Here is a 17,200-nt window from a genome sequence, read left to right on the forward strand (position 1 = left end):
ACAGTCGGCATGGAGAACCCGAGCCCTTACGGGCTAGGACAATGTCCACCGCTGGTTCGCGGCGCCGTTGCAGGTCCACAGGTGGACCACCGTGCTGTCGGCCGAGTTGTTGCCACTCACGTCCAGGCACTTACCCGAACTGGCGTTGACCAAAGACGAGTTGGCACCCGGGGCCCAGTTCTGGGCGCCCGTACCGTTGCAGGTGTAGAGCTGGATCTTCGTGCCGTCGGCGGTGCCGGCGCCGCTGACGTCCAGGCACTTGCCCAGCGCCCGCAGCGTCGAACCGGTGCGGGTCCAGCTCTGCGAGGCGGTGCCGTTGCAGGTGTAGAGCTGGATCTGGGTGCCGTCGGCGGTGGCGCCGTTGCGCACGTCGAGACACTTGCTGGCCAGGCCCACGATCGGACCCCCGCCCGTGCCGCCGCCGCTGGTGTTGAACGTGAAGGCGTCCAGGTCGAACAGCGCCCCGGTGCCGCCGGCGAAGGTCAGGAACAGCGTGGTGGTGCCGGCGGGCAGGCCCGTCAGGTTGGCGGTGACGTTGGTGAACGTCTCCCAGGAGCCCGTGTTGGGCACCGCGACCGAGCCGAGGACCGTGCCGGTCGCCGAGCCCGCCCGCACCTGGAGGGTGCCGCCGGCGCCGCCGGAGGAGACCCGGGCGGTCACCGAGGTGGCGTTATTGATCTTGTAGGGATCGAACGAGATCCAGTCGCCGTTGTGCACGTCGCCGACCGTCCGGCCGCCCTCGGCGGCGGTCTTGGTGATCAGCGAGACGCCGGACGCGTTCTTGTAGTGCTCGGCCTGCCGGTGCTTGGGCTGCAGGGTGAACTGCTTGTGCGTGGTCAGCCCGCCGTTGTCGGTGTATTCGGCGTCGAAGATCGCGAAGATGTTCGCCGCCGCGTCGTGCTCCCCGTCGGTCGGGACGGTGATCGACCCGGAGCACCCGGTGACGGACGTGATCTGGTGCCCGTGCTGGTCATGCCCGAGGACGTACGTCAGCTTCGCGCGGGCGCAGTTGATCGTGCCGTCCTCGGGGTCGCTCGCGGAGATCGTGAACGGGATCGTGTCGCCGAAGCTGAACAGCTGCCCGTTGCCGGGCACCGTGATGTTGACGGTCGGCGCCGTGTTGCCGACGCCGATCTGCACGCTGGCCGTGCCGGTCGCGCCCTGCGGGTCCCGCACGGTCAGCGTCGCGGTGAAGGTGCCGTTCGAGGTGTACGTCTTCGACGGGTTGGCCGCCGTCGACGTGGTGCCGTCGCCGAACGCCCACGAGTAGGTCAGCGCACCGCCGTCGGGGTCCGTGGAGCCGGCCGACGAGAACGCGACGGTGAGCGGGGCCTGCCCGGAGGTGGGTTGGGCGCTGGCGACGGCGGTCGGCGCCCGGTTGCCGCCGGCGACGTAGTCGAACCGGTAGAGCGCCGAGTTCGCGTCGCCGTTGAAGTAGCCGGTGCCGTAGTCGAGCACGTAGTAGGCCCCGTCGGGCCCGAACGCCGAGTCCATCACCTGCTTGCCGACCCAGGGGAAGGTGTCGATCGTGCCGCGGGTGCCGTCGGCGTTGACGTGGATCGGCTTGATCCAGCCCCGCCCGAACTCGGTGGCGAAGAACTGGCCGTCGAAGCTCTGCGGGAACTTGGTCGTCGAGGTGCTGGAGGCGTTGTAGCGGTAGACCGGGCCGCCCATCGGCGACTCGGAGCCGCCACCGAACTCGGCCGGGGTGCCGCTGTCGCCGCCGTACTTGATCCAGGCGGCGCGGGCCGGCGGCAGCGTGCCCTGGCCCGTGTTGCGGAACGAGTTGTTGGTCGCCCCGCCGGTGCAGTTGTACTTGGGGCCGGTGGCGTTGGTCGCGAAGTTCCACTCGTTGTAGGTCTCGGTGCTGGTGTTGGAGCCGGTGCAGTACGGCCAGCCGTAGTTGCCGGCCGAGGTGACCCGGTTGAACTCGACCTGGCCGGACGGGCCGCGGTTGGCGGCGGTGGAGCCGGCGTCCGGGCCGTAGTCACCGACGTAGACGACGCCGGTCGCCTTGTCGACGCTGATCCGGAAGGGGTTCCGGAAGCCCATCGCGTAGATCTCCGGCCGGGTCTGCGCGGTCCCCGGCGCGAACAGGTTGCCCGACGGGATCGAGTAGGAACCGTTGGCGTTCACCTTGATCCGCAGGATCTTGCCGCGCAGGTCGTTGGTGTTGCCCGCGCTGCGCTGCGCGTCGTACGCCGGGTTGCGGTTGGTCCGCTCGTCGATCGGCGCGTAGCCGGCCGAGTCGAACGGGTTGCTGTCGTCGCCGGTCGACAGGTAGAGGTTGCCGGCGGCGTCGAAGTCGATGTCGCCGCCGACGTGGCAGCAGATGCCCCGGTCGGCCGGCACGTCGAGGACGGTGACCTGGCTGCCGGTGTTGAGCGTGAAGTCGGCGTTGAGGGTGAACCGGGCGAGCCGGTTGACGCCCTGCCAGGCCGTCCAGCTCGTGCCCGTGGCGGGCGCGTCGCCGGCCGGGGTCGACAGCGGCGGTGCGAAGTAGAGGTAGATGAACCGGTTGGTGGCGAAGCCCGGGTCGACGCCGACGCCCTGCAGCCCCTCCTCGTCGTGCGTGTAGACGGGGATGGTGCCGATCAGGGTGGTCGTGCCGTTGGCGTCGGTGCGGCGGAGCTGGCCGCCGCGGGCGGTGTGCAGGACCGAGCGGTCCGGCAGCACCGCCAGCGACATCGGCTCGCCGACCTCGGCGACGCCCTTGGCCAGGGTGACCTGCTGGAAGTCGGTGGCGTTGATGGGGTGGGCCGAGGCGGCCGGTGCGGTGGAGACGATGCCGCTCAGCGCGGCCGCGACGAGCAGCAACGCGGAGCCGGCGGCTCGGCGGCGCAGCTTTCGACGAGTGTCCATTGCAGACATGGACAGTCCCTTCCTGACTTTTCTTGCCAGGCAGGGCGCGCGCCGTCGCGCCTGGTGCCGTAGCGGATTCCAAATCTGTAAACCGCGGTGGACGACACAGTAAATTAGTTCAGGGACATGTGTCTATAGCTTCTGTCGCAGATGGCATCACTTTTGCCGAGCCGGCGAAAAGTTGGTCTAGAGCTGCCGGTTGACGGCCTCGGAAGCCAGGGCGGTGAGCACCGGGAGGGCCTCCGCGGAGACCGGGGCGTCCGCCAGCGCGCCGAGCGCCGCGTCGGTCCGCACCTTGATCATCTGCTCGATCCGGTCCAGGGCGCCGGTGTCGATGATGATCTGCCGCAACTCGGCCGCGCCCTCGGGGTCGAGGTCGGGGTTGCCGAACAGCTCCTTGAGGCGGCGCTGCTGGTCCCGGTCGGCGCTGCCCCGGGCCAGCGCCATCATCACGGTCGGCTTGCCCTCACGCAGGTCGTCGAGGATCGACTTGCCGGTCACGGCGGGGTCGCCGAACACGCCCAGCACGTCGTCCCGGAGCTGGAACGCGTCGCCCAGGGGGTCGCCGAACGCCGCCAGCGCGGCCAGGGCCTCGTCGCCGGCACCGGCCAGCGCCGCGCCGATCTGCAGCGGCCGGGTCACGGTGTAGCGGGCGGCCTTCATCCGGATGACGGTCAGGGCGCTGGCCACCGAGCCGTCGCCGACGCCCGACACCAGGTCGAGGTACTGGCCGGCGATCACCTCGGTACGCATGATCGCGAACACGCCGTACCCCTGGTGCACCTGCTCGGCGCCCAGCCCGCACTCGTGGAACATCTGGTCGGCCCAGGCCGCGCAGAGATCGCCGCAGAGCAGCGCGGTGTTGCGCCCGTAGGAGGCGGGGTCGCCGCGCCACGACGAGCGGGTGTGCAGGTCGGCGAAGAGCCGGTGCACCGACGGCTCGCCGCGCCGGCGGTCGCTGCCGTCCATGATGTCGTCGTGGATCAGGGCGAACGCGTGGAACAGCTCCAGCGCCGCCGACGCCGCGATGATCGGGGTGCCGTCGACACCCCCGGCCGAACGCCAACCCCAGTAGCAGAACAGCGGCCGGAGCCGCTTCCCGCCGGCCAGCACGAAGCGGTGCAGCGTCGTGAAGACGCCGCGCGGCGCACCGTCGGGCCAGTCCGGGTCCTGGCGTTCCAGGAACGCGGCCAGCTCGGCGTCGAAACGCGCGCGCAGCTCCGCGGCGTCCACGGGGCGGACGTCGACCGTCATCATCCCTCCTTGGGACCAGCCGGCAGTACTCCGGCGAGGCGCAGCAACAGATCCTTGACCTCGGTGGCGGCGAACCGCTCCTCGGCCACGGTGGGGTCGGAACAGAGCAGCACCGGCCCGTCGGCGGGATCCGCCGGGAGCCGGCCGTGCGAGCCCTTCACCGCGCGGGCGCCCGCGTCGAGCCCGACCACGCTCATCAGGTAGCGCATGCCGAGCTTCTTGCGGGCCAGCGCGACCGCGGCGCGGCCCTTGGCCTTCCCCGGGTTCTCGGGGTCGAAGAAGAGCTCCGCCGGGTCGTACCCGGGCTTGCGGTGGATCTCCACGAGCCGCGCGAAGTCGGGCGCCTTCGCGTCGTCGAGCCAGTAGTAGTAGGTGAACCAGGCGTCCGGCTCGGCGACCAGCACCAGCTCGCCGGCCCGCTCGTGGTCGAGGCCGGCGGCCGCCTTGCCGTCACCGTCGAGCACCTCGGCCACGCCCGGCAGCGCCTCGCAGAGCTTGCGTACCGCCGGGACGTCGGCCTTGTCCTTCACGTACACGTGGGCGATCTGGTGGTCGGCGACCGCGAACGCGCGTGAGGTCCACGGGTCCAGGTATTCCATGCCGTCCTGGGTGTAGACCCGCAGCAGGCCCTCGGAGCGGAGCAGGCGGTTGACGTCGACGGGGCGGGACACGTCGGTGATGCCGTACTCCGAGAGCACCACGACGGTCGCGCCGCGCCGCTGCGCCGCGTCGAGCAGCGGGCCGATCTCCGCGTCGAGCGCCGAGGCGGCCGTCGCGGCCTGGGACGCACCCGGGCCGTACCGCTGGAGGTCGTAGTCGAGGTGCGGCAGGTAGACCAGCGTCAGGTCGGGCAGGTGCGTGGCCAGCAGCTGCTCGGCCGCGCGGCGGATCCACCGGGACGAGGCGATGCCGGCGTTCGGGCCCCAGTAGGTGAACAGCGGGAACTCGCCGAGCGCGCCGGTCAGCTCGTCGTGCAGCTCCGGCGGGTCGGTGTAGCAGTCCGGCTCCTTGCGGCCGTCGGCGTAGTAGATCGGGCGGGGCGTGACGGTCCAGTCCACGTCCGCGCCCATCGCGTACCACCAGCAGACGTTGGCCACCGTGTAGCCGGGATGGGCCCTGCGGGCGGCCTGCCAGACCTTCTCGCCGCCCATCAGGGCGTGGTGCTGCCGCCAGAGGAAGACCTCGCCGAGGTCGCGGAAGTACCAGCCGTTGCCGACGATCCCGTGCCCGGACGGCGTTTCGCCGGTCAGGAACGTGGCCTGCGCCGAGCAGGTGACCGCGGGCAGCACGGTGCCCAGCTCGGCCTGGAAGCCGCGCTCGGCGACCCCGCGCAGCCGTGGCATGCGCTCCAGCAGCCGCGGCGTCAGGCCGACGACGTTGATGACGACCAGTGGTGTGGGGCTCATGAGCGTGCTCCTGCGGTCTCGGACAGGCCCAGGCCGACCAGGGTGTCCCGGGCGAAGGCGAGCTCGGCGGCGATGCCGTCGGCCAGTGCCGCGTCGCCGTCGGGGCGGCGGGCCGGGGGCAGCACGCCCCAGGTGTACGTCTCGACGTCCAGGTGGTCGCAGAGCGCGGTGGGGCCGCCGACCAGCTCGCCGAGGGCGGCATCGAGCACCGGCACGGTCGAGGTCAGCGGCGGCACGGGGTCGGCGTGCAGGGGCACGTGGTAGTGCACCCGCCAGGCGCCGGACAGGTCGCGGTCGAGCGCCTCGTCGAGGTCGTCGGCCGCGCTCGTCGGGTCGGCGGGGTCGGTGGCGCCGGCGGTCGCGGCGGACCGGGTCTGGTGCAGGAACCGGGGCTCGACGTACTCGGTCAGGGTGTCGCGGGCGGCGACCGGGTCGATGGCCTCCAGCGCGGCGGAGACCTGCACCTTGACCACCGGGATGCCGGCCGCGCGCAGCCGCCCGACCGCCTCGGCCGGGTCTTCCCAGGCGCAGGCCAGGTGGGCCAGGTCGAGGCAGACGCCGATCCGGTCGGTGTCGATGTTCGCGAGGTGCCGCACCGCCTGCGCGGTCGACTCGACGACGCAGCCGGGTTCGGGTTCGAAGGCCACGCGTACGGCCCGGCCGGTCTCCCACGCCATCCGGGCGAGGCCGGTGCTCAGCCGCCCGAGGATCCCCTCGGCCGCGTTCGCCTGGGTCTGGTCCCAGGGCTCGCGCCAGGCGAACGGCAGCGTGGAGATGGAGCCCCGGCTGGCGTCGTCCGGCATCAGGTCGAGCAGGATCCGGGCGAGGTCGAGGGTGTAGTCGAGGCGCGCCGGCGTGGTCCAGTCAGGGTGGTAGACGGCCTGCTTGACGACGGGCGCGTGGAACGACTGGTACGGGAAGCCGTTGAGCGTCACCACCTCCAGGCCACGCGCGTCCAGCTCGGCCCGGAGCTGGCGGCGCAGCCGGCCGTAGTTCGCCAGCTCCGCGGCGACCGGGGCGGGCAGCCAGAGCCCGAGGCCGAGCAGGTCGGCGCCGAGCCGCTCGCGCACCTTCACGGCGTACGTGTCGAGCTGGCCGACGATCCCGGCGAAGTCCTCCGCCGGGTGCACGTTGGTGCAGTAGCTGAGATGGACGGTCTGGCCGTCCCGGTGGCGCAGGCGCATCAGCTGCCCCCGCGCAGGATCGAGTTGCCCTCGAACAGCGGGCCCCGCTCGGCCTGGTCGTCCTCGAGCTCCAGCTTCCCGGACTGGCCGTAGAACTCGACCGGGTTGCGCCAGAACACCAGGTCCACGTCGTCCTCGGTGAAACCCTGGGCGAGCATCAGGTCGGCCGTCTCGCGGGTCAGCAGCGGGTCGGAGCGGCCCCAGTCGGCGGCCGAGTTGACCAGCACCCGGTCGGTGCCGAACTCCTTGAGGATCTCGACCATCCGCGGCGGCGACATCTTGGTGTCCGGGTAGATCGAGAAGCCGGCCCAGCAGCCGGACTCCTTGACGGTTCTTACGGTCACCTCGTTGAGATGGTCGATGGCGACCCGACCGGGCTCGATCCCGGACTCGGCGACCACCTTGATGCTGCGTTCGGTGCCGCGCGCCTTGTCGCGGTGCGGCGTGTGGACGAGGGCCGGCAGCTCGTGCGCGATCGCGAGCTGGAGCTGCGCGGCGAACGCGGTCTCCTCCTCGGCCGTCATCGAGTCGTACCCGATCTCGCCGACCGCCACGACCCGGTCCTTCTCGAGATAGCGCGGCAGCACCTCGAGGACGTCCGCGCAGCGCGGGTCGTTGGCCTCCTTGGGGTTCAGCGCGATGGTGGCGTGGTGGCGGATGCCGAACTGGCTGGCCCGGAACGGCTCCCAGCCGACCAGCGCGTCGAAGTAGTCGGTGAACGAGCCCACCGAGGTGCGCGGCTGGCCGAGCCAGAACGCGGGCTCGACGAGCGCCCGCACCCCGGCTGCGGCCATCCGCTCGTAGTCGTCGGTCGTCCGCGAGGTCATGTGGATGTGGGGGTCGAAGATGCGCATCACGCCTCCTTCCGCAACGCCGTGCCGGACAGCCGGTTGAGCAGTCCGGTGGCGTCGGGTGCCATCGGCCGCCCGGCGGCGGCCCGTTCCTCCGCCAGCCCGGCGAGCATCACCCGCAGCTCCTCGTCGGCGCGGGCGTCGAGCTGGTCCACGATGGACAGCGGGAGGCCCATGAACACGCACTTGAGCACCGCCTGCCGCCAGGTGGCGGCGTCCAGGTGGGCCGCGTACGGGCCGAGGGCGGCGCCGACCAGGCGGGTGTCGTTGGTGCGGATCGCGTCGTGCAGCAGGGGCACGGCCGCGTCGCCGATCGGCAGCAGCGGCAACGCCCGCAGCACGGCGCGCTTCTCGTTGGCGTCGCCGTAGCGGTACAGCCGTTCCGCCTCGGCCGCGACCCGGTCACCGGGTAGCGCGGCCAGCAGCAGCGCGCGGGCCGCCTCGTCGGCGGTCCAGCCGGGCAGGCCGGCCAGCGGTGCCCGGCCGCAGGCGCGGGCGGCGCGCGGGAACAGCCGGGCGACGGCACCAGGGTCGGCCTCGACCTGGCGGACGGCCTCGTCGACCCAGTCGACCGCGGCGGGTGGCAGTGGGGCACGGAGTTCGTCGGGTTTCATCGGAACGCTCCTCCCGTACTGGCGGCGGTCCGGGTTTCGAAGGCTCTGCGGAGGAAGTCGATGGAGCGGGCGGCGACGTCCGGGGCCGCGTGCGAGTGCCGGGGCAGCTCGACCGCGACCAGGCCGGTGTAGCCCGCCTCGTCGAGGGCGCGCAGCACGGGCGGGAAGTCGATCTCGCCGGTGCCGAACTCCAGGTGTTCGTGGGTGCCCCGGCGCATGTCGTCGATCTGCACGTTGACCAGGTGGTCGGCGACCGCGGTGACGCAGTCGGGCACCGGGTCGGGCTCGAGGCAGCGGCAGTGTCCGATGTCGAGGGTGATGCCGAAGCGGGGCGGCGCGCCGAGCGCGGCGTGCAGCCGGCGCCAGTCGCCGATGTCCTCGACGAACATGCCGGGCTCGGGCTCGAAGCCGAGCGTGACGTCCCGTTCCTCGGCCGCCGCCAGCGTCGCCGCGCAGCCGTCGACCAGGCGCTGCCAGGCGGTGTCCGGGTCGACCGACGGCGGGCGGATGCCGCTCCAGAACGAGACCGCCTCGGCGCCCAGGTCGGCGCCGACCGCGACGGCCCTGCGGAGGAAGTCGAGGCGCGGCGCCGGGTCGTCGTGCAGCAGGGTCGGCGCGTGCTTGTGCCAGGGGTCGAGCAGGTAGCGGGCACCCGTCTCGATGACGACCCCGAGCCCGAGCTCCGCGAGCCGGTTGCCGACCGCGGCCACCCGGGCCGGCAGGCCCGGCGCGAACGGGTCGAGGTGGTCGGTGTCGAGGGTCAGCGCGACACCCTCGTAGCCCAGGTCGGCGATCACCGCGAGGGCGTCGTCCAGGCGGTGGTTGGCGAAGCCGTTGGTGCCGTAGCCGAACCTCATGTGGCGGCCACCTTCCGGGTCAGCCGCCGGGCCAGCGGCGCGGCCGCGGCGACGAGCGCGCCCGGTGCCGGTGCGCCGGCGCCCGCGGCCAGCGCGCCCTGCAGGGCCGGCAGCGAGGTGATGCCGGCACCCACGGCCGCGCGGACGACCGGGGCCGACGGGTCGGCCGCCGCCCGGAGCTGTGCGGCGCCGTAGCGGGCGGCGTACCAGCCGGCGAGCGCGGCCGGCACCAGTGCCCGCCAGCCCCGCTGCCGCCCAGGGCGCACCGCGGCGGCGGTCACCGCCGCGGTGCCGGCCAGCGTGACGACCGGCAGCAGGTGGTCGGCGCCGGACACCTCCTTCTGGGAGAGGGCCGTGACCGTGTACGTGTGCGCGGCGACCAGCGCCGCGGCCGGGACCGCCCGAGCGACCCGGCCGCCGGACGCGCCGAGCAGCACGTCCAGGCCCCGGCAGGCGGCCATCACCGCCGGGCCGGCCGGGGTGTTCTTCGCCTTGACGTCGTACGCCCAGACGGCGGCGGCCAGGGGCACGGCGACGGACAGGGCCCGCCGGCCGCCGGTCAGCCCGGCCAGGCCGACGCCTGCCGCGGTCAACCCGACCGCGACGGCGAGCGCCTGGGCGGGCGTGACCCGGCCGCTGGGGATCGGGCGTTCCGGGCGCTCCTTGGCGTCGAGCTCCCGGTCGGCCCAGTCGTTGGCGGCCATGCCGGCCCAGTAGAGCAGCACCGAGGAGCCGGCGAGGGCGGGTGTGCGGGCGCGCAGCACGCCCGCGGCCGCCGCGCCGGCCACCACGTCACCGGGCACCGAGAGCCCGGCCGGTGCCCGGACCAGCTCGGCGTAGTCCGCGAGGGTGGGCATTCAGCGCTCCTGCTCCGCCAGCCCGGCGACGAAGGTGCGCAACAGGTTCCACTGCTCGGTGAGCCCGTGCGGCACGTCGCCGATCGGGTCCTTGAAGAAGAAGGCCAGCTCGGTCAGGGGTCCCTGCCGGCCGGCCCGGTGTGCGGCGGTGGTGAGCCGCGCGAGGTCGAGGATCAGCGGCGCGGCCAGGGCCGAGTCGCAGCCGTGCCAGGAGAACTCCATCCGCATGCGGACACCCAGGAAGCCGGCGAAGCTGACGAGGTCCCAGGCGGTCTTGAAGTCGCCGAGGTCGTCGACGTACTCGATGCGGGTGTTGCCCTCGGGTTCGTAGCCCAGGGTCTCCGCGAGGACCCGCTGCTTGCTCGCCGACTTGGCGGCGTTGGGGCCGGGTGCCGCCAGGTTGGCGCCGTCGCCGCCGCCCAGCAGGTTGAGGCCGGACCAGCTGCGCACGGCGAGGTTGCGGTGGGCGAACATCGGCGCGAGCACCGACTTGACCAGCGTCTCGCCGGTCTTGCCGTCGTGCCCGGCGTACGGCAGGCCGGTCTCCCGCGCGAGCGCGTCGAGGGCCGGCAGCCGCGCGCCGGTGGACGGGGTGAAGTCCACGTAGGACGCACCCGCCGTGAAGGCGGCGTACGCGGCGAGCGAGCTGCCCGGCAGCGGTGCGTTGCCGGCGGCGAGCTCCGCGCGGAGCAGGTCGAGGTCGCCGTGCGCGGGCAGCGGCTCGGGCAGCGACTCGGTCGTGGAGACGTTGACCACCACCACCCGCTCCAGGCCCAACCGGTCGCGGAACGCGGTGATGTCGGCGGCCAGCGCGGCCGCCGTCTCGGCCTGCGTCCCGCCGACGGGCACGGTGCGGATGTTCTCTTCGACGGCGGCCAGGTCCGCGGCGACGGCGGCGACCAGCCGGGGCGGGACGACACCCGCCTCGCCGAGGGTCTCGGCCTTCTTGGCCAGGCATGTGGTGACGACGTCATGACCGCCGAACGCCAGGTCGGCGATCGGTGGCAACGCTGATCCGCGCAGATCGGGATGCTCCGTCACGCATCCGGTCGGCTCGGCGAGCCCGGCGCGTAGCGCCAAGGCCCCGACCATGCTGGTGGTCGCGACGGATCCGCGCGCGCCTACCAGCCAGACACCCGTGCTCATGGTGTCCCTCCTGCTCGCTGTGCTAGGTCTTGTCCCCCGTGTGCGAAACGCTCGTGGTGCGTCGGCATGGGCCCCGCCCGCCCGGACCGGCTCGGGATGGCACCCCGGAAACGGCGTCGGAGTCGGCGGCAACGACGCCGGATCCGGACCCGGTCGGACCCGGGCGGACGGGGCTTTGGCAGACAGGGCCGGTCGGCGTCGCGGCCCTGCCTCCCCCGCTTCATGCCGGGGGTCAATAAGGTGGCGGGCTCGCGACCGCGCCGGAGGAAGAGTGGAGGGGGTGTGGCGGACGGCTCATGGTGCCCTCCGGGGTCAGTGGGGCGGGCGCCATAGGGCACCGGCTCGTGGGCGCGAACGGTGTGACGCTGGAGTGGCTGACCCGTGGCGAGATGCCTCGTTCGCCAAGGTTCGTGCAGTTGTCGGGGTTCTCGGTGCTTGCTCGTTTTCGGTGGTGCTTCTCGGTGGTGCTTCTCGGTGGTGCTTCTCGGTGGTGCGGTCGGTGTCCGGTGCGACCGGGAATCCCGGTCCGGTCGCACCGGACGACCGGATACCTCCGGCGACCCGTCCCACCGCGGGGCGCAACCGCGGCGGGACCCTCGCGGGTCGGCCCGAGGGGTCAGGCGGCTACTTCGACGAGGGCCGGTTCGACCTCGGTCCAGACCGTGCCCTGGTCCGCCGAGCGCGCCACCGCGTCCAGCACGAGCTGGACCTGGAGGGCGTCGAGGAACGAGGGCGCCGGGTCGGTGCCGGTGGCGATGGCCTCGATGAAGTCCCGCATCTCGTGGGTGAACGAGTGCTCGTAGCCGATGATGTGGCCCGGCGGCCACCAGGCGGCCATGTACGGGTGGTCGGCCTCGGTGATCAGGATCCGGTTGAAGCCCTGCTCGGCGGAGGGCGCCGCCGAGTCGTAGAACTCCAGCTCGTTGAGGCGCTCGAGGTCGAACACCAGCGTGCCGAGCGAGCCGTTGATCTCGACCCGGAGGCCGTTCTTGCGGCCGATCGCGAAACGGCTCGCCTCGTACGTGGCGATCGCCCCGCCGTCGAGCCGCGCCAGGAACAGCGCGGCGTCGTCGACGGTGACCTGGCCCGTGGCCGGAGCGTCGCCCCCGTTGCCGGACGAGGCGGCCAGGCCGCTCGACTCGGTCGGCAACGGGCGCTCCTTGACGAACGTCTCGGTCAACGCGCTGACCCCGGTGATCTTCTGGCCCGTCACGTACTGGGTCAGGTCGATGATGTGCGCCCCGATGTCACCGAGCGCACCGGAACCCGCCTTGTCCTTCTGGAGCCGCCAGACCAGCGGGAACTGCGGGTCGACGATCCAGTCCTGCAGATAGACCGCGCGGACGTGACGGATCACGCCGATCCGGCCGGACGCGATGAGCTGACGCATCATCGCGACCGCCGGCACGCGGCGGTAGTTGAACCCGCACATCGACCGGATGCCGTCGGCCTGCGCCTTGGCCGCCGCGGCGACCATCGCGCGGGCCTCCTCGACCGAGTTCGCCAGCGGCTTCTCGCACAGCACGTGCTTGCCAGCCGCCAGCGCCGCGATCGCGATCTCGGCGTGGCTGTCGCCGGGCGTGCACACGTCGACGATGTCGATGTCGTCGCGTTCGACGACCTCGCGCCAGTCGGTCGTGTGCGCGTCCCAGCCGAGCTTCGCGGCCGCACCGGCGACCTTCGACTCGTCCCGGCCGCAGATCAGGGCCATCCGGGCGCGCGCCGGCAGGTCGAAGGCGACGTTCACCGTGCGCCACGCGGTGGAGTGCGCGGCGCCCATGAACGCGTAGCCGACCATGCCGACCCGCAGCTCGCGGTCCTCGGGGGAACGTGAATCAGTGGACAAGGTGGGTCTCCCTATTTAGCTGAACCCGAGCGGGAGGTAGGTGCTCGCGTTCTCCTTGGTGATCGTCTCCGAGGCCAGGATGATCTCCTTCGGCACCTGGAGCTCGACCAGGTCGGACATGCCCTTGCCCTGGGCGATGAGCCGGGCGAGCGAGATGGCCGAGGAGGCCATCGACGGGCTGTACGTGACGGTGCACTTGAGGACCGAGTTGTCGGCCTGGATCGCCTCGATGGCGGCCTTCGAGCCGGCACCGCCGACCATCAGGAACTCCTTGCGGTTGGCCTGGTTGGCCGCGGCCAGGACACCGATGCCCTGGTCGTCGTCGTGGTTCCAGAGCGCGTCCATCTTCGGCAGCGCCTGGAGCAGCTGGCTCATCTCGGCCTGGCCGCTGTCGACGGTGAACTGCGCGGCACGCCGGTTGGCGACCTTCATGCCGTTGGCCGCGAGGGCCGCGTTGAAGCCGGCGGTGCGCTCCTGGGTCAGCTCCAGGTTGTCGATGCCGGCGATCTCGCCGATGATCGGCGCGCTGACGCCCTTGGCCTTCATCTGCGCGGCGATGTAGTTGCCCGCCGCGACGCCCATGCCGTAGTTGTCGCCCTTGATCTGCAGGCGGTAGGCGAGCGCGTCGGGGAAGGCGCGGTCGAGGTTGACGACCGGGATGCCGGCCTTCATGGCCTCGAGGCCGAACGCGTTGAGCTCCTTGCCGTCGTGCGGGAGCAGCACGATGACGTCGGGCTTCTGCGAGATCATCGTCGACAGCGCGGACCGCTGGGCGGCCGCGTCGGCACCGGCCTCGACCGTGCTGAACGTGACGTCCGAGTACTCCGCGGCCTGCGCCTTGGCGTTGCTCGTGATCGCCGCGATCCAGCCGTGGTCGGCGGCGGGCGCCGAGAAGCCGATCGTGACCTTCTTGCCGGGCGCCGAGTTGGCGTTCGGCGACGCGTTGTTGTTGCCCTGCGTCTGCGCGTTGTTGTTGTCGCCACCGGACTCGTTGCTGGTGCAGGCGGCGAGGAGTGCACCGGCGCCGAGCGCGGCACCGCCGAGCAGGAACCGCCGGCGGACCGGGTCGTGCTGGGTCATTGACGACCTCCTGGATTCTCAACTTGCGGGGGTAACAGGATGTGCATTTCCTGGCGACCATCCAGATCGGACGGCCACCGTGGACGATCTGCGTCTGTCAACTTGGTGCGGTGACCCGGTTCCGTTTGAAGAACAGGGACACCGAGTTGAAGCGGAACTGCTGGATGAGCACGGCCGCGACGATGATGCCGCCCTTGACCATGTTCTGGACCTCGCTCGACAGGGCGTTGAGCGTGAACAGGTTGGTGATGGTGGAGAAGATGACGACGCCGAGCAGCGAGCCGACGATGGTGCCCCGGCCGCCGCTGAGCAGCGTGCCACCGATGATCACCGCGGCGATGGCGTCGAGCTCGTAGTTGGTGGCCATGGCCGCCTGGGCCGAGGTGCCGATCGAGGTGAGCATGATGGCGCCGATGCCGCAGCAGAGCCCCGCCAGGGCGTACAGCATCATGGTGTGCAGTCGGACGTTGATGCCGGCGAGCCGGGCGGCCTCGACGTTGCCGCCGATCGCCACCGTCCGGCGGCCGAACGTGGTGCGGTTGAGCAGGACCCAACCGAGGAGCACCACGATGCCGAGGATCCAGACCAGGAGCGGCACACCGAGGAAGCTCTCCGCCGCGATGGCGTTGATCGTCCGGTTGTCGGTCTGCTGGGTCTGCTTGTTGGAGATCCAGGCGGCCAGGCCGCGGGCGGCGACCAGCATCGCCAGCGTGGCGATGAACGGCACCAGGCGTCCGTACGAGATCAGGAAGCCGTTGATCAGTCCGACGCCGACGCCCACCGTGAGCGCCGTCAGGATCATGAAGAAGGTGCCCATCTCCTGTGTCGCCACCGTGGTGGACCAGACACCCGCCAGGGCGATGATGGCGCCGACCGAGAGGTCGATGCCGCCGCCGATGATCACGAAGGTCATGCCGACCGCGATCACACCGACGGTGGAGCCGAGCTTGAGGATCGCCCAGACGTTGCTGATCCACCAGCCTTCCTGCCCGTACAGGTCAGGTTTGGTGATGATGCCGATCAGGATCAGGCCGGCCAGCACGGCGATCAGCGCCAGGTTGCGCCGGGTCGACTCGCCGGCGTCGCTCTTCCACCAGCCGTTGCCGCGCGGCCCCTCGGGCTCCGGGCCGCCGCCCAGCGCCTCCTTGACCGCCGGGGCCGTCTGTGCCGGGAGCCCGGTCATGTCTGGTCTCCTGTCGCTCCGCTGATCATGTCGGTCATGCGGGCGCACCTTCCATCAAGGACCCCGCCATGACGAGGTCGAGCACCGTGTCTTCGTCGAGTTCCCCGGCACGCGCCTGGCGGACGACCCGGCCTTCGCGCATCACCACCACCCGGTCGCTGAGACCGAGGACCTCCGGAACTTCGCTGGAAACCAGCAGCACCCCGACGCCTTGCGCCGCGAGCGCGTGAATCACCTGGTAGAGCTCCGCCCGGGCGCCGACGTCGACGCCGCGGGTGGGTTCGTCAAGCAGCAGCAGCTGGGTGTCGCCGAGCAGCCAGCGCCCGACCACCACCTTCTGCTGGTTGCCGCCGGAGAGCGTGCCCACCGGCCGGCGCACGTCCCGCGGGCGCAGCTCGAGCCGGTCGGCCACCTTGCCGGCCTCGACCCGCTCCTTGCCCGCGTCGGTGAAGCCGAACTTCGCGATCCGGCTGAACGTCGAGAGCGTCATGTTGCGGTAGATCGGCTCGCCGAGCAGCAGCGCCTGGGTCTTGCGCTCCTCGGGGGCCATGCCCATGCCGGCGCGTACGGCGGCGCCGACCGCACCCGGCCGCAACGCCTTGCCGTTGACGTAGATCTTGCCGCTCTGCGCCTGGCGCGCGCCGAAGATCGTCTCCAGCAGCTCGGACCGGCCGGAGCCGACGAGGCCGGCGATGCCGACGATCTCGCCCTTGCCGACGGTCAACGAGACGTCGGTGAACTCGCCCGGGCGGCCGAGCCCTTCGACCCGCAACAGCTCGTCGGCCACCGGCGGCTTGTCTGCGCGGTCCGGGAAGACGTACTCGATGGTCCGGCCGGTCATCCGGCTGACCAGCTCGCGGGTCGGCGTCGTGCGGGCCGCGAGGTTGGCCGCGGTGGTCCGGCCGTCCTTGAGGACCGTGACCCGGTCGCCGATCTCGCGGATCTCCTCGAGCCGATGCGAGATGTAGATGACCGCGATGCCCTGCGCCGTCAACTCCCGGATGATCCGGAAGAGGTTCTCGACCTCGTCGTGCGCGAGCACGGCACTCGGCTCGTCCATGATGATCAGCTTGGCGTCGTGCGACAGCGCGCGGGCCATGCTGACCACCTGCTTGCCCGCGGCGGGCAGGGTCCGCACCATCCGGTTGGGCGCGATCTCGCCGTGTCCGAGCCGGGCGAGGATGTCGCGGGTGCGCTTGTTGATGGTGCCGCGGCGCACGAACCCGGCGACCCGCGGCTCGTGGCCGAGGAACGCGTTCTCGCCGATCGACAGGTCGTCGACGAGGTCGAGCTCCTGGTAGATGGTGGCGATGCCGGCCTTGTTGGCGGCTTGCGGGTTGGCGAACCGGACGGCCTCGCCGAGCCACTCGACGGTGCCGGAATCGGGCTGGTGGGCGCCGGAGAGCACCTTGATCAGCGTCGACTTCCCGGCGCCGTTCTGGCCGAGGAGGCAGTGCACCTCACCGGCGCGCACCTCCAGCTGGACGCCGTCGAGCGCGCGTACGCCGGGGAAGGTCTTGACGACGTCCGTCAGCCGCAGGACGACGGGGCGCTCGGCCCCGTCACCGGCGGCCGCGTCGGCATCGGGCCCGACGGGGCCGGCGGCCGCCGTCCGGTCGTCGTCGACCGCGCCGGCGTCGCCGTCGTCGTCCGTGCCCACGTCACCGTCGGCGGCGTCCACCACCTCGTCGGGAGCGGCGTGCCGCGCCTCGGGCACCCGAGCGGCACTCCCCTCGCCCACGCCGTCGGCCTTCGCCGGGACCGCGTCGCTGTCGCCCGCCGTCGCGGCGGCAACCCCGGATGTGGGCGCGCCGTCGGCCTTGGCAGCGTCCGCGTCGGTTTCCGGGGTGTGGGCAGCCGGCGCGGTGCCGTCCGCCCTCGCGGCGGCAACCTCGGACTCGCCGGCAGCGGTTGCGGAACCCGCGCCGTCAGCCTTCCCGGCCGCCGCGCCGGTCTCCGCGGTGCGGGCAGCCGACCCGGTGCCGTCCGCCTTCGCGGCGGCAACCTCCGACTCGCCCGCGGAGCTTGCGGAACCCGCGCCGTCGGCCCTCGCGGCCGCC

At 72.1% G+C, this 17,200-nt stretch carries 13 protein-coding genes; all 13 read right to left on the minus strand.

Features of this window, described 5'->3' with window-relative positions; genetic code table 11:
- Window positions 1-33 precede the first annotated feature (33 nt).
- Entirely contained in the window at window positions 34-2,862 is a 2,829-nt protein-coding gene (locus tag Asi02nite_RS17060) for a PQQ-dependent sugar dehydrogenase (protein ID WP_239126770.1), read from the minus strand.
- A 186-nt stretch (window positions 2,863-3,048) separates the two neighbouring features.
- Window positions 3,049-4,116 (minus strand): polyprenyl synthetase family protein, encoded by a 1,068-nt coding sequence (locus Asi02nite_RS17065; protein WP_203714035.1) that lies wholly within the window; start codon window positions 4,114-4,116, stop codon window positions 3,049-3,051.
- Window positions 4,116-5,522 (minus strand): alkaline phosphatase family protein, encoded by a 1,407-nt coding sequence (locus Asi02nite_RS17070; RefSeq protein ID WP_203714037.1) that lies wholly within the window; start codon window positions 5,520-5,522, stop codon window positions 4,116-4,118. The genes Asi02nite_RS17065 and Asi02nite_RS17070 overlap by 1 nt, the downstream gene beginning before the upstream one ends.
- Window positions 5,519-6,706, minus strand: a complete 1,188-nt coding sequence (gene eboE / locus Asi02nite_RS17075; RefSeq protein ID WP_203714038.1) for a metabolite traffic protein EboE — start codon at window positions 6,704-6,706, stop codon at window positions 5,519-5,521. Before eboE ends, Asi02nite_RS17070 begins: the two co-directional genes overlap by 4 nt.
- Window positions 6,706-7,560, minus strand: a complete 855-nt coding sequence (locus tag Asi02nite_RS17080) for a TatD family hydrolase (protein ID WP_203714040.1) — start codon at window positions 7,558-7,560, stop codon at window positions 6,706-6,708. The genes eboE and Asi02nite_RS17080 overlap by 1 nt, the downstream gene beginning before the upstream one ends.
- Window positions 7,560-8,171 carry an EboA domain-containing protein gene (locus tag Asi02nite_RS17085; protein WP_203714042.1) on the minus strand — a complete coding sequence of 204 codons (612 nt, stop codon included), beginning with the start codon at window positions 8,169-8,171 and terminating at the stop codon, window positions 7,560-7,562. Before Asi02nite_RS17085 ends, Asi02nite_RS17080 begins: the two co-directional genes overlap by 1 nt.
- Window positions 8,168-9,028 (minus strand): sugar phosphate isomerase/epimerase family protein, encoded by an 861-nt coding sequence (locus Asi02nite_RS17090; RefSeq protein WP_203714044.1) that lies wholly within the window; start codon window positions 9,026-9,028, stop codon window positions 8,168-8,170. The genes Asi02nite_RS17085 and Asi02nite_RS17090 overlap by 4 nt, the downstream gene beginning before the upstream one ends.
- Window positions 9,025-9,885 (minus strand): SCO3242 family prenyltransferase, encoded by an 861-nt coding sequence (locus Asi02nite_RS17095; protein WP_203714046.1) that lies wholly within the window; start codon window positions 9,883-9,885, stop codon window positions 9,025-9,027. The genes Asi02nite_RS17090 and Asi02nite_RS17095 overlap by 4 nt, the downstream gene beginning before the upstream one ends.
- The gene (locus Asi02nite_RS17100; protein WP_203714048.1) at window positions 9,886-11,031 is read right to left on the minus strand and encodes an inositol-3-phosphate synthase; all 1,146 of its coding nucleotides are present in this window, start codon (window positions 11,029-11,031) and stop codon (window positions 9,886-9,888) included.
- Window positions 11,032-11,647: 616 nt separating this feature from the next.
- The gene (locus Asi02nite_RS17105) at window positions 11,648-12,829 is read right to left on the minus strand and encodes a Gfo/Idh/MocA family protein (protein ID WP_203714124.1); all 1,182 of its coding nucleotides are present in this window, start codon (window positions 12,827-12,829) and stop codon (window positions 11,648-11,650) included.
- 63 nt (window positions 12,830-12,892) lie between these two features.
- Entirely contained in the window at window positions 12,893-13,957 is a 1,065-nt protein-coding gene (locus Asi02nite_RS17110) for a substrate-binding domain-containing protein (protein ID WP_203714050.1), read from the minus strand.
- 97 nt (window positions 13,958-14,054) lie between these two features.
- Entirely contained in the window at window positions 14,055-15,140 is a 1,086-nt protein-coding gene (locus Asi02nite_RS17115) for an ABC transporter permease (protein WP_203714052.1), read from the minus strand.
- A 34-nt stretch (window positions 15,141-15,174) separates the two neighbouring features.
- Window positions 15,175-16,680, minus strand: a complete 1,506-nt coding sequence (locus Asi02nite_RS17120; RefSeq protein WP_239126776.1) for a sugar ABC transporter ATP-binding protein — start codon at window positions 16,678-16,680, stop codon at window positions 15,175-15,177.
- Between the last annotated feature and the right edge of the window lie 520 nt (window positions 16,681-17,200).

Origin of the sequence: Asanoa siamensis, from assembly GCF_016862555.1 — a bacterium.
Taxonomy (GTDB): domain Bacteria; phylum Actinomycetota; class Actinomycetes; order Mycobacteriales; family Micromonosporaceae; genus Asanoa; species Asanoa siamensis.

Bases quoted from the DNA above. Each gene is read 5' to 3' on its own strand.
- Asi02nite_RS17095 (WP_203714046.1), bottom strand. From the start codon at position 9,885: ATGCCCACCCTCGCGGACTACGCCGAGCTGGTCCGGGCACCGGCCGGG.
- Asi02nite_RS17080 (WP_203714040.1), bottom strand. From the start codon at position 7,560: ATGCGCATCTTCGACCCCCACATCCACATGACCTCGCGGACGACCGAC.
- Asi02nite_RS17115 (WP_203714052.1), bottom strand. From the start codon at position 15,140: ATGACCGGGCTCCCGGCACAGACGGCCCCGGCGGTCAAGGAGGCGCTG.
- Asi02nite_RS17070 (WP_203714037.1), bottom strand. From the start codon at position 5,522: ATGAGCCCCACACCACTGGTCGTCATCAACGTCGTCGGCCTGACGCCG.
- Asi02nite_RS17060 (WP_239126770.1), bottom strand. From the start codon at position 2,862: ATGGACACTCGTCGAAAGCTGCGCCGCCGAGCCGCCGGCTCCGCGTTG.
- Asi02nite_RS17090 (WP_203714044.1), bottom strand. From the start codon at position 9,028: ATGAGGTTCGGCTACGGCACCAACGGCTTCGCCAACCACCGCCTGGAC.
- Asi02nite_RS17085 (WP_203714042.1), bottom strand. From the start codon at position 8,171: ATGAAACCCGACGAACTCCGTGCCCCACTGCCACCCGCCGCGGTCGAC.
- Asi02nite_RS17065 (WP_203714035.1), bottom strand. From the start codon at position 4,116: ATGACGGTCGACGTCCGCCCCGTGGACGCCGCGGAGCTGCGCGCGCGT.
- Asi02nite_RS17110 (WP_203714050.1), bottom strand. From the start codon at position 13,957: ATGACCCAGCACGACCCGGTCCGCCGGCGGTTCCTGCTCGGCGGTGCC.
- Asi02nite_RS17105 (WP_203714124.1), bottom strand. From the start codon at position 12,829: ATGGTCGGCTACGCGTTCATGGGCGCCGCGCACTCCACCGCGTGGCGC.
- eboE (WP_203714038.1), bottom strand. From the start codon at position 6,706: ATGCGCCTGCGCCACCGGGACGGCCAGACCGTCCATCTCAGCTACTGC.
- Asi02nite_RS17100 (WP_203714048.1), bottom strand. From the start codon at position 11,031: ATGAGCACGGGTGTCTGGCTGGTAGGCGCGCGCGGATCCGTCGCGACC.